The organism is Paenibacillus alkalitolerans (genome assembly GCF_016482785.1).
Taxonomy (GTDB): domain Bacteria; phylum Bacillota; class Bacilli; order Paenibacillales; family YIM-B00363; genus Paenibacillus_AE; species Paenibacillus_AE alkalitolerans.
This window is the reverse complement of record NZ_JAEMXM010000027.1, coordinates 47,462-69,821: the sequence shown is the minus strand read 5'-3', so window position 1 is coordinate 69,821 and position 22,360 is coordinate 47,462. Positions and strand designations below refer to the sequence as shown.

The 22,360-nt window shown below is 55.2% G+C and carries 22 protein-coding genes and 1 pseudogene; 3 read left to right on the top strand and 20 right to left on the bottom strand.

The genetic code is table 11. From position 1 onward, the window contains the following. Window positions 1–74: 74 nt before the first annotated feature. Genes JET16_RS26170 through JET16_RS26160 form a run of 3 tightly spaced genes read right to left on the bottom strand, consistent with a single transcriptional unit; the run spans window position 75 to window position 3,173 of the window. Window positions 75–794 carry an N-acetylmannosamine-6-phosphate 2-epimerase gene (locus tag JET16_RS26170; RefSeq protein ID WP_199622428.1) on the bottom strand — a complete coding sequence of 240 codons (720 nt, stop codon included), beginning with the start codon at window positions 792–794 and terminating at the stop codon, window positions 75–77. A gap of 55 nt (window positions 795–849) precedes the next feature. After that, the gene (locus JET16_RS26165; RefSeq protein ID WP_199622425.1) at window positions 850–2,196 is read right to left on the bottom strand and encodes an N-acyl-D-glucosamine 2-epimerase; all 1,347 of its coding nucleotides are present in this window, start codon (window positions 2,194–2,196) and stop codon (window positions 850–852) included. Between the two features lie 29 nt (window positions 2,197–2,225). Next, on the bottom strand, window positions 2,226–3,173 hold the full coding sequence (locus tag JET16_RS26160; protein WP_199622422.1) for an ROK family protein: 948 nt from the start codon (window positions 3,171–3,173) through the stop codon (window positions 2,226–2,228). A 142-nt stretch (window positions 3,174–3,315) separates the two neighbouring features. Here JET16_RS26160 and JET16_RS26155 point away from each other — a divergent pair, with 142 nt between their 5' ends. Beyond that, entirely contained in the window at window positions 3,316–4,899 is a 1,584-nt protein-coding gene (locus JET16_RS26155; RefSeq protein WP_199622419.1) for a DUF4127 family protein, read from the top strand. Here JET16_RS26155 and JET16_RS26150 read toward each other — a convergent pair. The 11 genes and pseudogenes from JET16_RS26150 to JET16_RS30690 all read right to left on the bottom strand — a co-directional run. After that, entirely contained in the window at window positions 4,896–5,762 is an 867-nt protein-coding gene (locus JET16_RS26150) for a MurR/RpiR family transcriptional regulator (protein WP_199622417.1), read from the bottom strand. The two genes, JET16_RS26155 and JET16_RS26150, sit on opposite strands and share 4 nt — an antisense overlap. A gap of 195 nt (window positions 5,763–5,957) precedes the next feature. Next, window positions 5,958–6,182 carry a hypothetical protein gene (locus JET16_RS26145; protein WP_199622415.1) on the bottom strand — a complete coding sequence of 75 codons (225 nt, stop codon included), beginning with the start codon at window positions 6,180–6,182 and terminating at the stop codon, window positions 5,958–5,960. 109 nt (window positions 6,183–6,291) lie between these two features. Then, on the bottom strand, window positions 6,292–7,542 hold the full coding sequence (locus JET16_RS26140) for a glycosyl hydrolase family 18 protein (protein WP_199622412.1): 1,251 nt from the start codon (window positions 7,540–7,542) through the stop codon (window positions 6,292–6,294). Between the two features lie 106 nt (window positions 7,543–7,648). Beyond that, window positions 7,649–8,467: a methyltransferase domain-containing protein gene (locus JET16_RS26135; RefSeq protein WP_199622409.1), complete on the bottom strand. Its 819-nt coding sequence runs from the start codon at window positions 8,465–8,467 to the stop codon at window positions 7,649–7,651. Next, the gene (locus JET16_RS26130; protein WP_199622406.1) at window positions 8,457–9,158 is read right to left on the bottom strand and encodes an alpha/beta fold hydrolase; all 702 of its coding nucleotides are present in this window, start codon (window positions 9,156–9,158) and stop codon (window positions 8,457–8,459) included. Before JET16_RS26130 ends, JET16_RS26135 begins: the two co-directional genes overlap by 11 nt. Window position 9,159: 1 nt before the next feature. Beyond that, a complete protein-coding gene (locus JET16_RS26125; RefSeq protein WP_233532287.1) occupies window positions 9,160–10,362 on the bottom strand; it encodes an aminotransferase class I/II-fold pyridoxal phosphate-dependent enzyme in 1,203 nt (400 codons plus the stop codon). After that, window positions 10,350–11,351, bottom strand: a complete 1,002-nt coding sequence (gene bioB, locus JET16_RS26120; protein WP_407673197.1) for a biotin synthase BioB — start codon at window positions 11,349–11,351, stop codon at window positions 10,350–10,352. The genes JET16_RS26125 and bioB overlap by 13 nt, the downstream gene beginning before the upstream one ends. Before the next feature lie 34 nt (window positions 11,352–11,385). Further along, window positions 11,386–12,111: a dethiobiotin synthase gene (gene bioD, locus JET16_RS26115; RefSeq protein WP_199622403.1), complete on the bottom strand. Its 726-nt coding sequence runs from the start codon at window positions 12,109–12,111 to the stop codon at window positions 11,386–11,388. 477 nt (window positions 12,112–12,588) lie between these two features. Continuing rightward, window positions 12,589–12,789, bottom strand: a complete 201-nt coding sequence (locus tag JET16_RS26110) for a DUF5957 family protein (protein WP_199622399.1) — start codon at window positions 12,787–12,789, stop codon at window positions 12,589–12,591. Between the two features lie 20 nt (window positions 12,790–12,809). Then, window positions 12,810–13,373, bottom strand: a complete 564-nt coding sequence (locus tag JET16_RS30695; RefSeq protein WP_407673200.1) for a multicopper oxidase domain-containing protein — start codon at window positions 13,371–13,373, stop codon at window positions 12,810–12,812. Then, window positions 13,356–13,958: pseudogene (locus JET16_RS30690) on the bottom strand (multicopper oxidase family protein); the annotation flags it as partial. The gene JET16_RS30695 and the pseudogene JET16_RS30690, both read right to left, overlap by 18 nt. Window positions 13,959–14,093: 135 nt before the next feature. Between JET16_RS30690 and JET16_RS26100 the strand changes: the two are divergent. After that, window positions 14,094–14,780 carry a response regulator transcription factor gene (locus JET16_RS26100; RefSeq protein ID WP_199622393.1) on the top strand — a complete coding sequence of 229 codons (687 nt, stop codon included), beginning with the start codon at window positions 14,094–14,096 and terminating at the stop codon, window positions 14,778–14,780. After that, window positions 14,777–16,141, top strand: coding sequence for a sensor histidine kinase (locus JET16_RS26095; RefSeq protein ID WP_199622390.1), 1,365 nt, complete (start codon window positions 14,777–14,779; stop codon window positions 16,139–16,141). The genes JET16_RS26100 and JET16_RS26095 overlap by 4 nt, the downstream gene beginning before the upstream one ends. A gap of 39 nt (window positions 16,142–16,180) precedes the next feature. Here JET16_RS26095 and JET16_RS26090 read toward each other — a convergent pair whose 3' ends face one another. The 6 genes from JET16_RS26090 to JET16_RS26065 form a co-directional block, all read right to left on the bottom strand. Further along, entirely contained in the window at window positions 16,181–17,032 is an 852-nt protein-coding gene (locus JET16_RS26090; RefSeq protein ID WP_199622386.1) for an inositol monophosphatase family protein, read from the bottom strand. Between the two features lie 198 nt (window positions 17,033–17,230). Continuing rightward, the gene (fabI, locus tag JET16_RS26085) at window positions 17,231–18,001 is read right to left on the bottom strand and encodes an enoyl-ACP reductase FabI (RefSeq protein ID WP_199622383.1); all 771 of its coding nucleotides are present in this window, start codon (window positions 17,999–18,001) and stop codon (window positions 17,231–17,233) included. Window positions 18,002–18,220: 219 nt separating this feature from the next. Continuing rightward, entirely contained in the window at window positions 18,221–18,325 is a 105-nt protein-coding gene (locus JET16_RS26080) for a MetS family NSS transporter small subunit (protein ID WP_199622380.1), read from the bottom strand. Next, the gene (locus JET16_RS26075) at window positions 18,322–19,866 is read right to left on the bottom strand and encodes a sodium-dependent transporter (protein WP_199622376.1); all 1,545 of its coding nucleotides are present in this window, start codon (window positions 19,864–19,866) and stop codon (window positions 18,322–18,324) included. Before JET16_RS26075 ends, JET16_RS26080 begins: the two co-directional genes overlap by 4 nt. Before the next feature lie 257 nt (window positions 19,867–20,123). Beyond that, window positions 20,124–21,269, bottom strand: a complete 1,146-nt coding sequence (locus tag JET16_RS26070; protein WP_199622373.1) for a D-alanine--D-alanine ligase — start codon at window positions 21,267–21,269, stop codon at window positions 20,124–20,126. A gap of 18 nt (window positions 21,270–21,287) precedes the next feature. Then, a complete protein-coding gene (locus JET16_RS26065; RefSeq protein ID WP_199622370.1) occupies window positions 21,288–22,298 on the bottom strand; it encodes an amidase domain-containing protein in 1,011 nt (336 codons plus the stop codon). Window positions 22,299–22,360 lie beyond the last annotated feature (62 nt).

Below are 22,360 nucleotides of genomic sequence, written 5' to 3'. Positions count from 1 at the left end.
GTCACTTTTTTCAAAGTGTCCATCTTACGGGTCACAGTTCATGCTGCAGCCGGCGCGGCTATTTTACTTCATTGTCAGGTCGGTTGTTCAGGCGCACTCTTGTAAACTTCCTTTCGGATATGCTCGACATAACGCTTGACGATATGCTGGGGTCTCGTAATGGCCGTACCGACGACGACGGCGTACGCCCCCGCTTCATAACATTTCATACATTGCTCGATCGTCCATATGCGTCCTTCCGCCAACACGGGCTGCCGCTTCAGTTCGGACAACCGTCTGACCAATTCGATGTCCGGATCAGGGTGCTGTCTGCTGTACGGCGTATAGCCGGACATAGTGGTCGATATGAGATCCGCGCCGAGGTCCATCGACTGCACGCCTTCTTCGAACGTTGATATATCCGCAACGATCGGGATCGACGGAAAGCGTTTGCGGACGGAAGTGATCAATTGCTCCAACGTTTCGCCGTCAGGCCGGGACATACGGGTACAATCGATCGCCACAAGATCGGCCCCGGCGGCCGCCACCTCCGACACTTCCCGTATCGTCGGCGTGATATAAACGTCGTATCCCGGGTATGTCTTCTTATATAAACCTATTACCGGCAATGAGCATACGCTCTTAATAGCGGCGATGTCTTGAGGGGAATTCGCGCGGATGGCCGTAGCTCCACCCTGCTCGGCAGCCACCGCCAAAGCGGCCATGAAAGAGGACCCGTACAGCGGTTCGCCCTCCAGCGCCTGGCAGGATACGATAAAACCGTTCTTCAAGCTTCGAATGATATGATCATTCATAACTTCACCTACCTGCGGGACAACGTCATGTTTTCGTACCGAATCCGAGATTGTCTTACATCTCCGGCACCGTGACACGGAAACCTGAAGGAACCGCGTTCGGCGGAAAGTCCTTATATAACCATAGAGACGGCGTATCGAGTATATTCCTGCACTCGATCTCGAAAGCGTGCGCCGGCAAGCCTTCCGTCTCGATAATGACACGGTTGCCGTCGGCAATAATGCCCCGAACGGTTACGGCACTATCGGGAAACGAATAGTTTTGTGCTTGCGCCGCCGTCCTCTCGTCGATGCGCTTATTAAAGGAGACGGCAAGCCGCTTCGAGTCGACGCGGACCGCTCGTTTCGGAAAGGGCGCCTGCTCGTACATGTACCCGCCGATGTGGTACTCGTATGCGGTCCACGAAGCGTAACCCAAACGCTCCGCCGTTTGCTTGAAGCCGCGCAACCATGCCCCGCTCCTGATCATTTTCCTAGCAGAGCCGATATCCGCTTGCACGGCTAGAGGCAGCCTCGGATGAACCGCCCGGATGCCGTCCGTGAACGGACGGTATTTCACAATGTAATCCGGCGGAAGCCGCCGCTTGATCCAATCCGGCCAATGCGTCTGCAAGCAATGGATGTCCGGACGCACTTTGGAAATCATGGAAGGTGCGTCCAAGCCTTGATATTCCCTTAATAACCGTACGGAATCCGGCCCCGCATCCACGGCGAGCGACCAGGTGGCCACCGCAATATCCGGGCGGACGGCACGCGCGCCTCCCTTGCCGTTAATCATCTCGTTAATGAAATCGTTGACGGCGTTCACGCGGAATTGAATCCATTTGTTATACGTATCCGCGTTTTTCCTATAGTAATTCGGCGACTTTCTGTCTCTGAACTCCGGAATGTCCAGTCCGAACGCATCTTTGAATTTTTGCCGGGCGCGCGGCCCGACATCTCCATATATACCTCTCTCAATACCGCCCCATTCCGGAAAATACGGCTCCGCAATTTCGATTCCGTCGAACGGATATTCCCGCAGGAGCCTCGCGACGGACGCTTTCTTCCACTCCACATACCTGTCGCAAAAATAAGACAACCTCGTAAAACCGTCGTTCGTCTCTTTCAGCAGCTCCATACGCCATTCCGGCCAGTCAGGCGGATAATGCTCCGTCGAAAACGTCCCGTTCCCCAGCACCATCGCCCATACCGCAACTCCTTTGCGCCGAAACGCCTCAATCAATTCTCTGTTCACGATATTTTCATTCACGACAAAATAGTGCACGATGTTATAGCCTGCGTTTGCGATCTCATCGGCGATGCTTTCGCACGACCGGTTCCGGTAATACGGAAACAAAGGGTCCACTTGGATGCTTGGACCGAAGACGGCCGTGCCCTTCGCCCCGGATGTTGTTCCCACGCCGCCACCCCGTTCTGACAAAAAAAGTACTACTCACCATATTGCCAAACTTGCGCCGCAGCTCCCAGCACGCCCGAAACGGCGCCGAATGCCGCCGGAACGATCCGGCACGCTTCCCGCATTGCAGGCGAAGTGCGCTGCATCGTCTTCTCTTCCAGCACATGAAAGAAAAGCTCGCCCGCCCCAGCCACACCGCCCCCGATAATTACGGCCTGCGGGTTGAACGTATGTATCCAACCGGCAATTGCGCATGCCAGCGCGGACAACGCCACTTCCATCACTTCTTCGGCGAAAAGCTCCCCCTCTTTCCAAGCTTGCACGACGGCAGCCGCATCGGGGTACGCTTCCGCATCCTTTCCCTCCCGCTTCGCTTTCTCGCCTGCAAGCCTTGCAATGCCGGCGCCGGAAGCGTACAGCTCGACGCAGCCGAAATTGCCGCAGCTGCACCGGGGGCCGCGGAAATCGACCGTAACGTGCCCGAGCTCGCCCGCTCCTCCGAAGACGCCTCGAAGCAGCCGTCCGTCCGCCACAACAGCCCCGCCGATGCCCGTGCCGAGCGCCAAACATACGAAATGTTCATAATGGCGCCCCGCTCCGTAGGCTTGCTCGGCTAAAGCGATAACGTTCACATCGTTATCGACAAAAACAGGCAGCTCCCAGTATTTGCGGACATTCGCCCGAATCGGCGTCCCCGTCCATCCGGGGAGCGTATTGGCGGCGAAAGCCACCGAACCGGAGCGAAAGTCGATTTGTCCGGCGCTGCCTACGCCGATTCCGGCCGGATCGGCGCCGGGCATTGCGGACCGCATCTCCGTAATTACCTTCTCTATGCCTTCGATGACCGCCGACATAACGTGTTCCGCACCTTTGCCCGCCTCCGAAGGCACTGTGCGATCGTGGAATATTTCACCCAGACTCCCTATTGCGGCGAAACGAATTTTGGTTCCTCCAATATCCACCCCAACGGCGTATTTCATGCATCCGCCTCCTCGGGAGAAAAAATCCGTTTCTAAGTGAAAAAGTAAAACTTAATTCCACAACTAATGTATAGCATGTATAAAGGGTTTAGACCATACATTTCCAAAAAGTTTCCTAAATACTTGTCAGGAGGAATAACGCATGCAGCAGATTATTTACGTACCGTTGGACGAGCGCCCTTGCAACGCGAAATATCCGCTTCAATTGGCGGCAATGACCGATATCCCTCTCATATCCCCTCCCGCCGGCATGCTCGGCCGGAAGAAACGCGGAGCCGATACGAGAAGCTTGACGGAGTGGCTGGAGCAGCGGCTGCACGAAGCGTCAATCATGATTGTATCCGTCGACATGCTTATATACGGCGGAATCGTTCCGTCCCGGTTACACCATCTGACGCAAGAGCAATGTTTCGAACGGCTGCACAGACTGCGCGAATGGAAGCGGGCGAATCCGGCGCTGCGAATATACGCTTTCAACTTGATTATGCGGGCGCCGGCATACGACAGCAGCGAAGAGGAGCCCGACTACTATGCGTTATACGGCAAATCGATCAACCGGTGGGGATGGCTCAAAGACAAAAGCCAGTACGAACCGTTGACCTCCGAGGAGCAGGTTGAATGGGAACGAATCGAGAAAACCGTTCCGCCGGAGGTGCTTGGAGATTTCTTGCAGCGAAGAAGCGTGAACGCCAGGGTGAACCAGGAAACGATCCGCCTTGTCGCCGAAGGGGTGATCGATTGCCTCGTCATCCCGCTCGACGATAATGCGAAACACGGCTTCAGTCCGATGGAGCAAAGAAGATTGTCGTTTGAGGCGGAAGACAACGGTGTTTCCGACCGCGTATACATTTACCCGGGAGCCGACGAGGTCGGATGCACGATGTTTGCGCGCGTATTTTGCGAGGTTAACGGATATGTCCCGGGCATATACGTTCGTTACTCGTCCACGCTCGGCCCGTCGATCATTCCCAAGTATGAAGACCGCAGCCTGCAGGAAAGCGTCAAATCGCACCTTACCGCGGCGGGCGCGTTCATGGACGACGGATCGGAGCATGCGGATGCGGTACTGATGGTGCATTGTCCGCCCGTTTCCCAGAAAGATGTTGCCGAAACGTCCGTTCCGTACCATGAGCGGCACCGGTCCTACTATTCCGAGGTGAATGTCCATGAATTCGCCAAAGCGATCGAAGTGTACGCGAACCGGGGAAAGCTTGTCGCTCTTGGCGACGTCGCAACATGCAACGGCGGGGATCGTTCGCTTATGGGCTATCTCGCAAGGAAAGGCCTGCTAAGGACAATCGGCGCGTATGCCGGCTGGAACACCTCCGGCAATACGCTCGGCACGGTTATCGCCCACGCCGTTATTGAATCTTATTACCGGAAGTCGGATGATAAGGCTAAGTCCCGCAGCGAATCACAGCACAAAAACAGCAGGTTGTTTTACATATCGCGTTTGCTCGAGGATTGGGGTTATCAGTCCGTCGTTCGCAAAGACGTTGCAAGCAACGATCTTCCGGCGCTCGGCGGCGGATATTTCGATATTTCGCATATCCGGGAGCAGGTGTACGGCATTTTGCAACAAAAAATGGAGCGGTTTGCAAGAGAATACCTCTTGGAACTCGCTCCCGGTCTTACATTGTCAAACATTCATCTTCCGTGGGACCGCATGTTTGAAATCGGTTTCGATCTCGATACCGGAACGCGGAAGGCTCCAATTAATTGCTAGTACAGCTTGTCCGCCACCGACTTGGCCGTCCGTTCGATGGCATCAGTTGCGGTATCTTTCCGAAGCATCAAGATAGTGCATAAGATGTCCAGTATGTGGATTTGGGCAATTTTCGTTGACAGCGCCCCTCCTTCGAGGGGCGTTTCCTTCGAAGGAATGAGCAGAACCGTATCCGCATAATTCGTAATCGGCGACCGCATATGGCTCGTTAAACATATGACGTTCGCGCCGTTCTCCTTCGCTTCTTTCACCGCGTCCACCAAATCCCGGGTGCTGCCGGACGTGGATATGCCGAACACCGCTTCCCCCGGTTTTACGAGTGCCGCGGACATGGCGATAATGTGAGCGTCCCGGTGCACTTCTACGTTCATGCCGATCCGCATTAGCCGGTAATGGAGGTCCAACGCCGTAATTCCGGACGAACCGACGCCGTATACGTATATTTTCGACGCCTCAAGCATCGTGTCGACCGCTCGGGTCAAATCTGCCGTATTAATGAGGTCGAGCGAATTTTTCAGCATAATCTCGTTCTTCATCGTAATCTTCTGAGCGATCGTCCGATGGTCGTCCGTATCGTCGATGACCGCGGTTGAAATCACAGGAACGTTCGCAACGTGCTGCGCGATGGACAGTTTAAACTCGTGGTATCCTCGAAATCCGAGCTTACGGCAAAACCGGATCACCGACGTTTCCCCGACTCCCGATTGTTCCGCCAAATCGGTGACGGTCGCCATCACCGCTTCCTCCGGGTTGGCAACGACAACGTCTGCCACCTTCTTCTCCGCCTTCGTCAATGATGAATATATGCTTCCGATCATCAGCAATGTGTTGGATTGGTTCGTCTTGTCCCGCTTTTTCTTCATGATACACGTCCGTTTCCGCAACGACTTTATTACTAGAATAGAGAATATGAGCGGCAAATACAAGAAAACGGATCAGGAAAGTTTCTTCGGAATTTATATTAAAGAAGGAAACCGCCGGCCATAAATGGGTAGGGAATACGGACATGTATCCCTTCTGTTGTCCACACACCTCCAATGTGCCCTTGGGGGTGACTATTAATGAGCGCCAGGAAAAAATCTCGTAAAAAAACGCGTCAACCTATTATTTTTGCGAGAAAAATAAAGGTGATCTGCATTTGCAAAAAAGGTAATTGCGAAGGCTTCTGCAACGGCATCGGCAACGTTGACGTCAGAATCGTCCGCAAGAATCGCAGACGCTGAACAGCCGCCAACGCTTACCGCACCTATAATGGCAACATATTGATTTCCACTCCAAACCATCCCTTACCTCACCGCAAATCCGATCACCTTATCTGCCCGATAACCATTTTCTTCATAAAAGAAACCTCTTGCGCAATCCGCGTAAAGGAAAGCACAAGAGGTTACTTGTTTACTTAAATACATCCCAAATGTCCGGAGATTCAAACCCGATCGCCCATGCCGATACGCCTGCGAGGGAGTATTTCCTTACAAGGCTCCAACGCGCGGCCATCGACGTGCGATCCTCGATCCACAGCTGGTGACGGCCGGCCGAATCGGTGAATTCGGCGTAATATTGTCCTGCTGAAGAATCCCACGTGCGGGTCAGCCCCCGCTCTGAAACCCAACGGTCGGTATCTTTAACGGATACGTCTTTAGCCGTTGCCCGGCCTCCGCCGGCCGGGACCGTCCATTCTCTGGTGTAAAACGGCACCGCAAGGATGACCTTATGCGCAGGGACGTCGGCCAGCAGCTTGCGCAAGCCTTCCTCCACCCATGGCATCGATGCGACCGGACCGGCTTCGCCGCGTCCTTCGTAGTACTCGTCGTAACCCATCATGATGACGTAGTCCGCGACTTTGCCCAATGCGGCGCGATCGTAACATCCGGACCAATACGGATCCGGATTTTCCCGCGTGACGTCGACCGATACGAGCTTGCCGTGTGAGGATAGCGACTTCCGCAGATCGCGCACAAATAGTACGAATTCTTCACGGTTCTCGATCTTCATGTTCTCGAAGTCGATATTGATACCGTCTATACCGTTCGCGAGCACGGAGTCGCTCACCTTGCGGATCACCTCCGCCCGGTTGGCGGACGACGAAAGAACCTTGTCGGTCAGTTCAACGTCAAACCCGTTGCCGAGCATCGCCCAAACCTTCTTGCCGCGGGAATGCGCCCAATCCAGGTAACGCTTGTCCGGCGAGCCCGATACGAGCCCTTCCTCGCGCAATCGATACCAACGGGGCATAACCACATCCAGGGCGTCCGCACCGCTGACTTGTATGAATTGATCCGTATTTCCGAGATAGTTCCAGCCGGCGACATAACGTTTCGCCTTCCGTACGGACACATACGACTTCCGGATCCACGCCTTCTTCCCGCCGAGCAATTGAAGCTGGTAATGATATTTTGCCACGGAAACGATAGGATATTCCTCTCCGCGCTTCACCCTTCCCGCTTTCTCGGAACTGGAATGCGCCCGTACGTGCACGGGAACCGAGGAACGGGTCACTTTCGCGACGGTTACGTACTCCGCAGTTTCGAGCGGTTTTCCGCCGAGCTTCGCCGATCCGAACGCAAGAGCGGTTTCCGCCGCCCCCTGCAGCGCGAGAACGAAGATGAGCACCACCGCCGCCGCACGCCAAATCTTTATTTTCAAAGAATATCTTCCTCTCGAATTAATAGTATACGAGAGTAGATTTTATATTCATTCGACATTTGGCGGTAGTGAATGTTAATGGAAATACAACCATGTACTTCCTGGCCTAGCGGACGATCGCGACTCCGGAATAAATATGATAGGTTGCGGCGATGCCTCCGGATACCGCGAAACGCTTCTCGTAAGCGGCGCTCATGGCGGTAAATAACGATTTGGAAAAGGGCGCCGCACCCGGTCGTTCGACGTGATTCGCCCCGATGCTCTTGACGCTGGTCAAGAAGTCCCGGGGAGAAGCGAAATGTTGCGTGACGCACCGCTCCGCGATGGTTAACCGGGCGTCCGCACGCTCGAACCACCGGACCCAGTCGCCGCGGTCCGGGAATGCGAGGGTACGGGGCGCGTGCGGCAGGCCGAGCGATGCTTCCGCCTCGCGAAACGAGGCGCGAAGCTCGCGGAACGTGTCCGGGCCGAATGTCGCGAACGCGACAGCGCCGCCCGGACGCACGTAGCGCGTAAGCATGCCGACCGCGGCCTGCGGGTCGGCAAACCATTGGAACGTCGCGGACGATGCGACGAGATCGTACCTCGGCTCGGGACCGAAGCCGAGCGTTTCCGGCAGGCGTTCCGCGTCGCCGACGACAATGCGCAGCCGCTCCCGGTGAGCGGCGAGCTTTGTCGCGGCGGTGTCGGCCATCGCCGGAGCGAGATCGACCGCCGTCACGGAGGCGGCGGGCAAACACGCGAGCAGCCGCCCGGTGAGCGCGCCGGTTCCGCAGCCGAGCTCGAGCAGCTCGCGGGCATCCGGAGCGGCTTCAAGCGCGAGGGCCGCCGTCTCCTCCGCCATGCCGGTTTGCACGGCAGCGTATCGGTCATAGACTGACGCTTTTTTATCAAAGTTGATTTTCACTTGCCGTTTATTCATCATAAGCGAAATATTTCTCCAATAACGTTGAACATGATTGCGGGGCATCCGCGAAAGGAGCATGCCCGCAGCCGGGAAGCACGAAAGCCCCCGCGGGCGCGCAGCCGGGCGGACAAATCGCGTCGTCCGTCCCGTGAATCCACACGATGCGCGGAGCTTCGGGATGTGCCGCCAGCCTCGCCCAAGATTCGCGAGCGTCCGCAATCTTCAAATACTTCAACCCGCTCATCAGGCCGTCCGCGGTGAAATCCGTCCGCTCCGCTTCCGGCATCCGATTTCCGCGGAACATGGCGGCACGAAAATTATCCAACGTGCCGGATGCATCCTTCTCAAGCGAACTGATCATCGCCTCCAACACCCGGGGCGGACATCCCTTCTCCCGGTCGCGGTCGGTAAACCGGAGCGTGCCGCCGAATATCGCGAACCGGCGGACTCGTCCTTCCCCGCGCATAAGCGCCTCAGCAAGCGCTTCGACCGCGAGCATCGCTCCCATCGACCAACCGATAATCGTGTCCGGTCCGCCGCCTGAAGCAGCGGCATCGTACACCGTGCTTCGGAAATCTTCTATCATATTGCATGCCGAATAATCTATATATTGGTGTTCCGCATTCGGAAACGCAGAAGGGAAATCTCCCCAAACGCGCGGAGACATCCCCCATCCGTGAATCCAAAGCCAATTTTGCCTTGCGGACAAATCAAATCACTCCCAACCGGCGGCCTTCTTCGGCGATCGTATCGCATGCCTCCGCCAAATCTCCCTCCCGGTGGACGGCCATTAACGAGAAGCGGATGCGCGCCGTCCCTTCCGCGACGGTTGGCGGGCGAATCGCGATGGCGCAAATACCGCGCGCTTGAAGCGCCTCGCCGAAGCGCACCGTCGATTCGTTGCCGCCGACCAGAAGCGGTACGATCGGGGTATCGCCTTCAATGAGGCGAAACCCGGACGCTGCAAGGCGCGCGCGAAAAGCTTCGGTCAGCGTTCGCAGCCGTTCCCGTCGCCATCCCTCTTCGCGCGCCAGCATCCAATTGCGGCGCGTAGCCGCGATTACCGACGGCGGCAGCGCGGTCGAATAGATCAAGCTGCGGGCGTGATTGACGAGATAGCGCTTCAGCACTTCGGCGCCGGCCACGTACGCTCCGTATGAGCCGTACGCCTTGCTGAACGTGCCCATGATGATGTCTACCCGCTCCGTCAGCCCTTGCTCATGGACGAGACCTTGCCCTTCGTCCCCGCTAACTCCGCCGCTGTGGGCTTCGTCGACCATCAGTATCGCGCCCCAACGCTCCTTCAAGCCGACCAGTTCCTTCAGCGGCGCGGTCGTTCCGTCCATGCTGAAGACGGAATCGGTCACGATGAGCCTGCGCCGCCGAGCCGAGCCGTCCTTGGCCGCTTCCCGCTTCAGAAGCGTCTCGAGATGGTCCAGATCGCGATGCTTGTACCGCATATAATCCGCCCGGGACAGCACGATGCCGTCCACAATGCTTGCATGGTTCAGCCGGTCGCTGAACACGACGGTGTCGCGGTCCGCGACCGAGGAGATCACCCCCACGTTCGCGGCGTACCCGCTCCCGAAGACGAGCGCGCTCTCGGTCCCCTTGAACGAAGCGAACTCCTCTTCGAACGAGGACAATTCCGGGTAATTGCCGACAACAAGACGGGACGCCGCGGCTCCGGAACGATGCGGAGCTCCTGCTTCGGGTGCGGCTAACGGCAAGCCCAAGTAGTGGTTCGACGCCAAGTTGAGCATCCGCCGCCCCTCGCGCACCAAACAACCGTCCGCCGTTAACTCCGTATTTTTGAGCGACCGCAGACGGCCTTCGCTCTCTAACCGCTTCAGTTCGTCTTCCATCCACTGCAGCTTCGGGTTTGCGGGAATCATTTTTTCTAAAGAGCGCATAATTCGATCTCAAACCCGAGATCTTCGATCATCTTGTGGTCTTCCGTCGCATCCTGTCCGGCCGTGGTCAAATAATCGCCTACAAAGACGGAATTTGCGGCGTACAGTGTCAGCGGCTGCAGCGAGCGAAGGTTCACCTCGCGGCCGCCCGATGCGCGAATTTCCTTCGACGGGCAGACGAAGCGGAACAGCGCAAGCACCTTAAGGCATTTACGCGGATTGAGATGGGCGTATCCTTCAAGCGGCGTGCCTGGGATCGAGTTCAAGAAATTTACCGGAATCGAATCCGCGTCAAGCTCCCGCAGCGCGTATGCGACGTCGACAATTTCTTCGTCCGTCTCCCCCATGCCCACGATGGCGCCGGAGCAAGGAGACATGCCGGACGATTTCGCCGCTTCCACGGTCGTTACACGGTCGTCATATGTATGAGTTGTCGTAATGTTTCCGAAGTTCGATGCGCTCGTATTGAGGTTATGATTGTAGCGGTCGACGCCAGCTTCTTTCAGCCGGGTCGCCTGATCCTGGTTTAGAATGCCGAGGCATGCGCAAATTTTCATCGGCATCGCCGACTTGATCTCCTTCACCGCATCGATCACTTGATTCAATTCCTTCTCCGTCGGTCCGCGGCCGCTCGCCACGATGCAGTACGTTCCGACTTTGAGTTCCATCGCTTTGCGCGCGCCGTCGACAAGCGTGTCCTTATCGAGCATCGGGTATTTCTTAATCGCCGCTTTCGAGGCGATGGACTGCGAGCAGTAGGCGCAATCTTCCGGGCAAAGACCGCTCTTCGCATTGACAATCAAATTGAGCTTAACTTTCTTTCCGTAAAAATGTTTCCGCACCCGAAACGCCGCATGCAAAATCGCCAGCACCTCGTCATCGTCCGCCTGCAGCACGGCCAACCCTTCTTCTTTCGTGATCGGCTCGCCGCGGATCGCTTTGTCGGCGAGCGCGTTCCAGTCCGTATATGTAGTTGTTGTTGTTATCACTATCGGTTTTCCTCCATTCGTATATTGGGTGGCATTACACTAGCGCCGACAGATCGACGTCCTGCTCGACGATGTCGAGCCATCGGCTGCGCCAGTCGGCCCACTCGCCGGGTGAAGACGGCTCGCCTGGAATCCACGGCAGCTTTCCGACCACCGGGACATTGCCGAAACGCTCGATCATCATGGCGTTCTCTTCCATGGCGGCGGCCTGCCCATCGCGATAGCCGTTCAAAATAACGCCGGCAATGTCCATGCCCGCGCTGCGGGCGTACGCCGCGGTCAGCAGCGTATGATTGACCGTGCCGAGCCCCGGGCGCGCCACAATCAGCAGCGGCAGCTTCAGCTCCGCCGCCAAATCGCTCATCAGGTGCCGGTCAGTCAGCGGTACGGCCAGTCCTCCCGCTCCCTCCACCATGAGGAAATCGCACGCGTTCATCCGGCTCCGTCCTTCGTCGACCAGGCTGTTGAAGACGATGCGCCCGCCCGAGCGCTGCGCCGCCATCCACGGCGCGACAGGATCGGGAAACGTATGCGACGCGGTTTCGGATTCGGCGATCGGCAGCCCGCTGCCGTTCACCAATCTTGTGCTGTCCGCATCCGCCGCTCCCGGTTCGACTCCGGTTTGCACCGGCTTCCACAGCGCCACCGTTCCAGCGGTCTCCGTCTCAAGCTTGCGCGCAATGGCCGCGGCAAGCACGGAGGCGACGACGGTTTTGCCAACCTCGGTATCGGTTCCCGTGACAAATAATCCGTTCCGCACGCTCTCCTCCTCCAATCGTTAACCTAAAACAGTCTATGAAGTTAACAATAAAACTAGTACAACTATAGCAGGTTTGGAGAGATGATCCAAGGGGGAAGCGCACGTCCCTCCCTTAGCTTCAGATTGTCCGATCCTGCGTCTGATGCTCTCCCCGACTTCACTTTTTACTATTCTCCCCTTGCGCACACTCTCCCCATAGCTCATGTATTGTAAATTTGTCCCGCGCTAGCCTGACTTTTTTCGACTGACTGCGTTTCGGCTGCGACCCTTGCCATTTTCTAAACCACAGGGATAGTGCACGCATGAGAGTTAATAGGGGGAGGGAATCAAATCTGAACTATGGGGATAGCGCTCGTAAGGGAGTTCGAAACACATGTCACGGCGGCTTCGATCAAGAGAGTCAACCCGTTTTGCCGTAAAACTTGTACTTCCCGGCGAAAAAAGACGGTCCCGCAGGACCGCCCGACCGCCGGTAAACTATTTAACTCTGCGACGCAGCATGACCGGCGCCGCGACCGCGCACGCGACTGCGGCAATAAACGGGACGAACCTGAGCCATCGCAGCCAGATCGGACGGTCGAACAGCATTACGCCGATTACGGCGACGGCCTCGGACGCCACGAGGCCGCCAATGAAGCCTACGATTAACCCGAGCACGCAGTAAAGAACCGATTTCATTTCAACACCCTCCCTTGTAATCAGTCCGGGAGATTCCCCGGCTTCGTCCCGACCCGAAACGGCGTCGTCACGCCCTCGTAATTCAACATCATCGACATGCCGTTCGCCGCGTGCCCCAAGTTATGGCAGTGCAGCATCCACAAACCAGGATTATTTGCTTGAAACGCGACTTCATAAACATCCCCCCTGAACAGCAAAATGCTGTCGGCGTAAATCGGACTTCCCGTCAAAGGCTTGCCGTTTTTCGTCAGTACCTTAAACAGATGACCGTGAAGATGCATCGGATGCTCCGAGCCCAGCTTATGCTCCATGCGAACTTTGATCCATTCTCCTTCTTTCACGATCATCGGCGGAATGTGATGTGACTGTTTTCCGTTAATATCAATTGCTCCGAGAACCAAATCGTACGTGCGGTCAAACTTCATATCCGGCGATATCCCGTCTTCTTTCGGTGTGCCGTAATCGGTGAAATCGAACACCCGTCCCTCCTTATGAAGTTTTTCAGGCGCACCTCCGTCACCCAATGCTATCCGCAGTTCTTTAATGTCTTTGCTGTACACCTGCACCTGACCGTTGTCAGGCATTGTGAACAGCAGATCGTACCGCTGCCCTCCTCCGACCGGCACCCATTCGTTGCGGATGTCCCCCGGCCCGTTCAAACCTTGTCCGTCGATCGATATGACCTGGAAGGAAGCTCCGGCGACGCCCATCCATTGAATGCGGTTATAGGAGTTGATGAGCCGCAGGCGGACCGTTTCTCCGGGCTGGGCGTCCAGCGTAACGCCGCCTGCCAAGCCGTTGGCCAAATAATCCCGGTCGTTCAGCTTTTGAAGGGTGACGGCATAGTCGCGGTCATACCGGAACGTGTCCTCCTTCGGCTCCACAATCAAGCGCCCGATCAATCCGCGCTTCGCTTGCTCGGAGCTTTGTTGATGGGAATGATACCAGTACGTTCCGGGATGTCTCGCGATAAATTCATACGTATACCGTTCGCCGGGCCATACGGCATCCTGCGTCACGCCGGGCACTCCGTCTTGAGAGCAGGGCAGAACGACGCCGTGCCAATGAATAGTCACACCTTTATCAATATCCTTGTTGGCCAGCTTGACGACGACCCGGTCACCTTCCCGGACGCGCAGCTCCGGTCCCGGTGTGGAGCCGTTGAACGTCGGAACATGCTCAGTTTATCAGCGGAATGTTGTGAACTTGTGAATTACTGTTGCGATTTCCATGAATGTTTCTCTACGCGCATCGGGACAGGATATAATGTAGGGAACAATCGCAGGAGAAGGGAGAGAAGTACGTTGCCGCATACATTGCTGTTGGTGGATGATGAGGAAAAGGTGCTCGAGTTTATGGAGCCGTTTTTACGTCAGGAAGGATTTCAAACCGTCACGGCAAAAACCGGAAAAGACGCGCTAAAAGCAGCCAAAGAAAATAAGCCCGAGCTCGTCGTGCTCGACTGGATGCTGCCGGAAATGAGCGGCATCGACGTATGCCGGGAGCTGCGCAAAATGAGCAGGATGGGCATTATCATGGTTACCGCCAGAACGGATGAAACCGACAAAATCATCGGCTTGGAGGTCGGCGCCGACGACTATATCACGAAGCCTTTCTCTTTGCGCGAATTGGCGGCCCGCATTCGATCGGTGCTGAGGCGGATGGAGGGGCAGCAGCAGTTTGAGGAAACGATGCGGCGCGGTGAATTGACGATCTCGGAAGCACAGTGCAGGGTATGGAAACGAGGGGAAGAAATTCAGCTTACTCCGACCGAGCTCAAGCTCCTCCTCACCCTTGCCGCCAAGCCCGGCATCGTATACAGCCGGCTGCAGCTTCTGCAAGGAGCATTGGACGACGACTTTCTCAACGACGAGCGAACGGTGGACGCCCATATCAGCCATATTCGCAAAAAAATCGAGGATGATCCGTCCAAGCCCGTGTACATACAAACCGTATACGGATTCGGCTACCGGTTCGGTGACCGTCTATGAGCGTTCGGCGAAAACTGTTTATCGCAATCGCATCGTTTATTATAGGAATGGGATTCGTATTTACCTTTGTCACTCAGGTCGTTCTCCGGGATGTGCTCGATGTCATGGTCGAGGCGGCCAGAAGGGATGAGATCGGCGGTTTGTCGGCATTTTTTACAGACTATTATGAAAAAAACAACAGCTCGTGGGAAGGTATCGGACAAATTGACGCAAGAACGATTTTTGGGGAAAGCAGCGGCCGGGACGCGAGTTTTGTTTTAAAATCCCGCAAAAACCAAGTTTTATATACAGCCGGAGATGCGAGGTACACATCGGTGATGAATTTCGGCATCCGGAGCAGGCTGTTACGAAACGGCGAAACAATCGGTTTTCTGTACTATTACGACGCAGACGTTGACCGAATGTCCAAATTGCGGTTGGGGATTCTTGATTCTACTATGGTCCTGCTCGCTGTCGGGTCCGTCGCGCTCGTTTTGATCTCGCTTTTGGTCGCTTATTGGTTGTCGAAGCGGTTGACTGCGCCGCTTAAACTGCTTATTTCCGCGATCGACCGGTTGGGGAAAGGTGAATTCGGGGTTCAAGTCCCCGCTGTCAGCAAAGACGAATACGGCAAAGTCGCGGAAACGTTCAACGGGATGTCCATACAATTGCAGCGTTCCGAAGAAATTCGAAGAAACTTGGTTGCGGACGTTGCGCATGAGCTCAGAACTCCGCTGACGATTATTCGGGGGAAGCTTGATCTCGTTCAACAACACGGACAACGCATCGAGCCTGAGAGCCTGCTTCCTCTGCAGGACGAATTGATTCGCTTATCCCGGCTTGTCGACGACCTCCATCAATTGTCGCTCGCCGAGGCGAAGAAGCTTCCGCTCGAAAGGAAACCGACCGATATGTGCGCCCTGCTCCGCCGGATCGTGGAGCGCGTCGCCCCGGATGCCGAAAGCAAAGAGATAGAGGTCACGCTGACTTGCAATACCGGCAACGCCACGCTCAATGTCGACCCGAATCGAATGATGCAGGTGTTCCTTAACCTGCTCGTCAATGCAATCCGTTATACCCCCAAAGGCGGATCCGTGAAAATTGCCGTCGACGAACGACCGGCGCCGGATGGAGATGGAGGGCTTGTACGCATCACCGTCAGCGATACCGGAATCGGCATCGACCCCGGACATCTCCCGTTTCTCTTCAACCGCTTTTACCGGACGGATGAGGCGCGTACCCGCAACACCGGCGGAATGGGACTGGGACTGGCGATTGCGAAGGAATTCGTGGGCGCCCATAACGGTACTATAGAAGCGGAAAGCCGCCCGGGCGAAGGCACGACCTTTATCGTGACATTGCCCAAAGCTGCCACCGCTTAAAAAATAGCCGTTGATACGTTACCTGATAGCGCCGATCGATCATTTATTGGCTTTGCTCAATTCGGTTATGAGCTCGTCGTGTATGAGTCCGTTTGTGGCGGCAACGTTGCGGACGGCAAGATTGTACGGTTTGCCGGACAAATCCGTAACGCGTCCGCCGGCCTCCTGCACAAGCAGCATGCCTGCCGCAATATCCCATGCGTTCAAGTTCATTTCCCAAAAACCGGTCAAGCGTCCCGCCGCCACGTACGCGAGATGCAGTGCCGCAGATCCTCCGGCCCTCACGTTGCGCGCGCCGGGAATAATCGCGGACAGCTGATTCATGTTGAGCGGCAGCATCGCTTGGCGCTCGGTCGGAAAACCGGTTGCCAACAAACTGTCGGCGAGCCGCTCCTCACCGGAAACGGTCACCCGTTTGCCCCTCACGTATGCGCCCTTTCCCTTCTCGGCGACAAACAGCTCATCCCTGGAAGGATCGTAAATAACGCCGACGATCACCTCGCCCCTGTAAGCCAGCGCTATTGAAACGGAATAGAATGGGAAACCGTGAATAAAGTTTGTCGTACCGTCGATCGGATCGACGATCCAAACGTATTCATCGTCCTTTACCGCCTGCAACGCCTTCGCGGCTCCTTCCGCTCCGGGATCGGCGCCTTCCTCGCCAAGTATCGAATGTGTTGGAAAATAGGTCTGGATCAAATTGCGGATGAGCTTTTCCGCCCCTTTATCCACTTCAGTCACCAAATCGCTTGCCGATCCTTTGGACGTAAACCGGTTTGCTTGATTTGACTTGGTCTGAATCCACTCCCCCGCTTTCGACGCCGTGTTGACGGCGACCGCGGTGAAGCTTTTTCCCCCAACCTGGTAATTATCGTTTGTTTCGTTTGTCATGGGACGTTCATCACTCTCTCTTTTTCCGCGCTTCTTTTTTCTTCTTTTCATTTATACGCCGCAATCGTTCTTTTCGTTTCGTACTTTTGACTATATGAAATGTTTCTATCGAATTATTTTCGTAGAGTCATTAGAAAACCTGACATTATGCAAAAAGGTTCCCCGCCATTAGCGACGAACCTTCTTACCGAATTTACTTTATACTCCGACGATATGGTAACCGTTGTCCACGTAAATGACTTCGCCCGTGATGCCGCGGGACCAATGGCTCATTAAGAACGCCGCCGTATCCCCCACTTCCTCCACGTCGGTCGTCCGGCGAAGAGGAGCTTTCTCCTCCACTTGCCTGAGGATCGAATTGAAATCGCGAATTCCTTTCGCCGCAAGGGTCCGGATCGGGCCGGCGGAGATCGCGTTCACGCGTACGCCGAATTGGCCCAGGTCCGCCGCCAAGTAACGCACGCTCGCTTCGAGCGCCGCTTTCGCTACGCCCATTACGTTGTAATTCTTCATGGCGCGCTCCGCCCCGAGGTATGTCATCGTCATAATGCTGCCTCCCTCGGTCATCAGCGGGTACAATCTTTGCGCAACCGCTACAAGGGAATAGGCGCTGATGTCCTGCGCGAGCGCATATCCGGCGCGGGACGTGTCGACGTACATCCCTTCCAATTCTTCGGTTTTCGCGAATGCGATGCTATGTACAAGCCCGTGCAATATACCGAATTGCTCCTTCACCGCGGACGCCAACCGGTCGATTTCTTCGTCCACCGTCACATTGCAAGGCAGGATGGCGGATCCCGGGATCGTGTCCGCCAGCTTTCGCACGCGTTCTTCGACTCGTTCGTTTTCGTATGTAAAGATGATTCGCGCTCCTTGTCCGGCAAGCGCTTGCGCAATCGCCCAAGCGATGCTTCGATCGTTGGCAACGCCCATGACGAGTATGTTTTTCCCTGTCAACAACGGTTCCATTACATTTGACACACCTTTCTTGTACGAGCTCTCGACTTCCAACGTAACCGAAAACGCCTTCAAAAGCAAGAACCTATTTGCACTCTTGTCGCGTGTGAAAGATGGCAAAAAGAAGCAGCTTGGACCTGACTAATAGTCGGGAAAGGCGGCTACGTTGTATAGGTTCCAAGCTGCAGCCCAACAACAGGCATGCCCCAAATCGTTGAAGGAAGTCGTGTGCTACACCTTCTTACTTTTCTTAATTGCAATTGCAATCGTAAGAGCGAGCCCGCCCCACAATAAGACCGCCCCAAATAGAAACATACCGATCGCGGCTCCGCTCATGTCCGGGACACCTCCTGATTGATGTCTGTTCTCCATTTAAACACGTAAGCAAGCGTGACAGCGATCACCAATGTGAGGGCAACCATTATCCACCCGAAAGTAAGCAACGCATGGAACGGGTAATCCTCATACGCCGTCGTAAGTTCCAGCGCGAAATTTTGATACGTCATGATGAGCAGCATAAGCGGCGTTACGCCCATGATCATTACGTTCCACCATGCGCCCACCCGGAAGTCGGAAACGAGATTGTTTTCCTCCCGAATTCGCGATACTTTGAAGAACCAGCCGACAAGTACCAGTTCCAGCAGACCGGAAATAACGATACCGAAGTTGTTGATAAAATGATCCACGATATCCAACAGCACCACACCCGCGCCCGTCGTATACAAAATGCTCACGACCGCGCAAACGCCGACTACCGCGTTGACTGCTCCTTTGCGCGACAAGCGGAATTTGTCCATCACAGCGGCGATCAGCACTTCAATAATGGAGATAAGAGACGTGAAACCGGCAATAACGAGCGACAAGAAAAAGAGCGCGCCAAAGAAACCGTTTAGCATAGGGAACGTGTTAATAATTTGCGGGAATACAACGAAAGCAAGACCGACGCCGGCCTTAGCCACGTCCTTTACGTCGCTGCCTGTAGTCACCGCCATAAAGCCGATTGCCGCGAACACGCCGATTGCGGCAAGAAACTCAAAGCCGCTGTTGCTGAACGCCATTATAAAGCCGCTGTTGTTTACGTCCTGCTTTTTGTCCATATAACTGCTGTAGGTAATCATGATGGCGAACGCTACCGAAAGACTGAAAAATATTTGTCCGTACGCCGCCATCCACACGCTAAACCATTCCGGATTCGTTCCGCCGAGGAAGGCCGGCAATATTTCCCCGAAGTTCGGGGTTAACAGGTGATTCAGGCCTACAGCCGCTCCCGGCAACGTTATCGCGCGAATGACGAACAAAATCATAAGAACAAACAAGACGGGCATGAATAACTTGCTTATCTTCTCAATGCCCTTGCGTACTCCGCGATACAATATAAAATATACGCCCGCCCAGACGGCAATCAGGGGGAGCAGCACTTGCAGCTTTATTCCGCCCAAATTCCATCCCGATGCGGTTACGACATCACCCGGCACGCCCAAATACGTTCCGAATAAAAACGATCCCGTATCTTCTCCCCAACTCAAATTGAACGAGTAAAAGAAATAACTGACAGCCCAGGCGACGACTGCAACATAATATGTGGTTATTACGAAACAAATCATGACCTGCCACCAGCCGAGCCACTCAAACTTGCGCGACAGCCTGCTCAACGATAACGGCGCGGATCCGTTACCCAAGCGGCCGATTCCGAACTCGAGCAGCAAGATCGGAATGCCCGCCGTCAATAACGCGAAGAAATACGGGATGAGGAATGCTCCCCCTCCATTGTCATAGACGATATACGGAAACCTCCAGATGTTACCCAAACCGATGGCCGATCCGGCCGCGGCAAGTATAAAGCCTGCCCTGCTGCCCCATTGTTCGCGTTTTTCCATTCAATAGCTTCCTCCTTGAATTGTCTCTTTAGTATGCAACTGTTTGTTGAAAACAAAACAAAACAACATTGGTGATAATAACACCAAGTGCTGTCATGTTGCAAAATGTAAGCGCTTTAAAAACATGTTACCATCTTTTCTCAACACTGAACAGGTCATATTTTTACGGTTCTAGCGTCGATGATAGTATATTATTGCGCCCGATGAAAAAGAACAGCGGCCGGGCACCCCCGACCGCAGACAATATTGTCTTTATGCTATGCTTCAAAACCGTAAACGATGGCATTCTTTTCCTCGTGGCGCTCGACGGCAAGGCGAACAAGTTCGTCGAGCAGCTCCCGGTAAGGGACGCCGGACTCTTTCCACAGCAGCGGATACATTGAGAACGGGGTGAATCCCGGCATCGTGTTGATCTCGTTGATCAACAGCTTTCCGTCCTCTTTCCGCAAGAAGAAATCGACGCGCGACAACCCGGTGCCTTCGATCGCCTGGAAAGCCCGAATCGCCATCTCTTGCGCGGCTTGTGCCGTCTCAAGCGGAATATCGGCCGGGATCGTCATTACGGATTTGCCGTCGACGTATTTTGCTTTGTAATCGTAAAACTCGCTCGAAGACGAAATCTCACCCGGCACGGATGCCCTCGGCGAATCGTTCCCGAGCACGCTCACCTCGATTTCGCGCGCGTCGACAAATTCCTCCACGATCACTTTCCGGTCGTACCGGAACGCGCCGCGCACCGCTTCAATGAGCTCTTCCCGGTTTCGCGCTTTGGAGACGCCGACGCTCGATCCGAGATTGGCCGGTTTGACGAAGCAAGGGTAGCCGAGCGATACCTCTATTTCCATGATGAAGTAAGAACGGTCCTTCTCCCATTGCTTCCGCGTGAAATGCCGGTACACGCACTGGGGAAGCCCTTCATGCGCGAACATCTTCTTCATCGCGACTTTGTCCATGCCTACGGCGGACGCGAGCACGCCTGCGCCCACATACGGAACGTTCAGCATCTCAAGCATGCCTTGAATCGTGCCGTCTTCGCCGAACGTTCCGTGCAGCAGCGGGAATACGACGTCGACCGACGGGGAGGCTTCTTTCCCGGACGCCGCGGAAGACACGGTGACTGCCTTCTCCTCCGGTTTTGCCGACAACGCGCCGAACAAAGGCGTCAACGCCTTCGAGTTTTCGCCCGCCAAACCGCCTTCTTCAAAAGTCAAAAGGCGAACGTCATCGACGGGACCGGGCAATTGCCCTCCCGCTCGCCATTCGCCTGTCTTCGTAATATAGAACGGAAATATATCGTATTTATCGAAGTCGAACTCTCCGATCACCGCTTTCGCGGTCGACAACGACACGTCGTGCTCCCCCGATTTCCCTCCGTAAATAAGTCCGATTTTAATCTTCTTCATTAGAACCTCCCAGATGTCCTAAAACGTATCCTGAATGCGGAAAAACCGGTATTGCGTCCGCTCCGTCCAGGCATATGAATCTTGGTAATCCCAGTAACGCGCTTTGCTGTTGGAAGTGCGGGCGTTCACAAGCGGCATGCCGGTCCCGTCGGCTCCGGTAACGATCGTGCTGTGCTGAAATTTCCCGTCGCCGTCGAAATCGTATATGATAACGTCGCCCACCTTCAATTCTTGAGGCGTCGTCACAAGCTCGGCCCGCAGCCCCGAGCGGTTGTTCATTAAGTACCAAAATAATGCATGGGCGACGCTCCAGCTGTAGCTCCACAATTCCTTGCCGCCGGATTTGCCCTTGTACCACCAGCCCGTTTCCCTCCTATCAGTATAGTTCATAGGCGCTCCCCCTGCATAGAGGCATTGTGAAACGTAGTTGGTGCAATCGACGTCGAACGTGATGAAATTCGGGCTCGGATCGTTCCAATGACGGTCCGCATACGCTTTGGCCGCATCTCTGTCATACAAGTACGCGCGCTCCCAACCATCCGGATACGGACGCACCAGAACGCGCTCATTCAAATAAGGCACGGAACGGAATGCCCCTCTTCCGTTCGCCGCTTTATCTTCGGCGTCGGCGCTAGCCACGCCGGTTCCGTACAGCTCCGGTGTGACCGGCTCGACGCGCGTAATCGTCCACCGGTCCCCGAGGTTCTCCAATGTCAAACGCTCCCGCTCCAGCCGCTCTTCCGTATGGATGCGGCGTCCTGTACGCAGTTTAATCGTCTTTCTCATATCGATATCCGCCACGACCGATTTTTCCGACTCCCGGCGCTCGCGGACCGTCAATTTCGTCTCGCTTTCAAGCGGTTTCGCACCGCGCTGCTCGAACCAGGACCAGAGCCTGTTCTGCCGTTTTCTCTCCAGCTGCCTGTGCCTCTGATCGGCGATAAGCCGTTCGTCAAGCACGGCCGAAAAACTCGTCTCCCGTTCATTGGCGGCACGTACGTATTCGTATAAAATCTGTTTCCAGTCCATTGTTAATCCTCCTTCGCCGAACGAACTAATGTCCCGGACGCACCTTGCTGTACCGAAATATA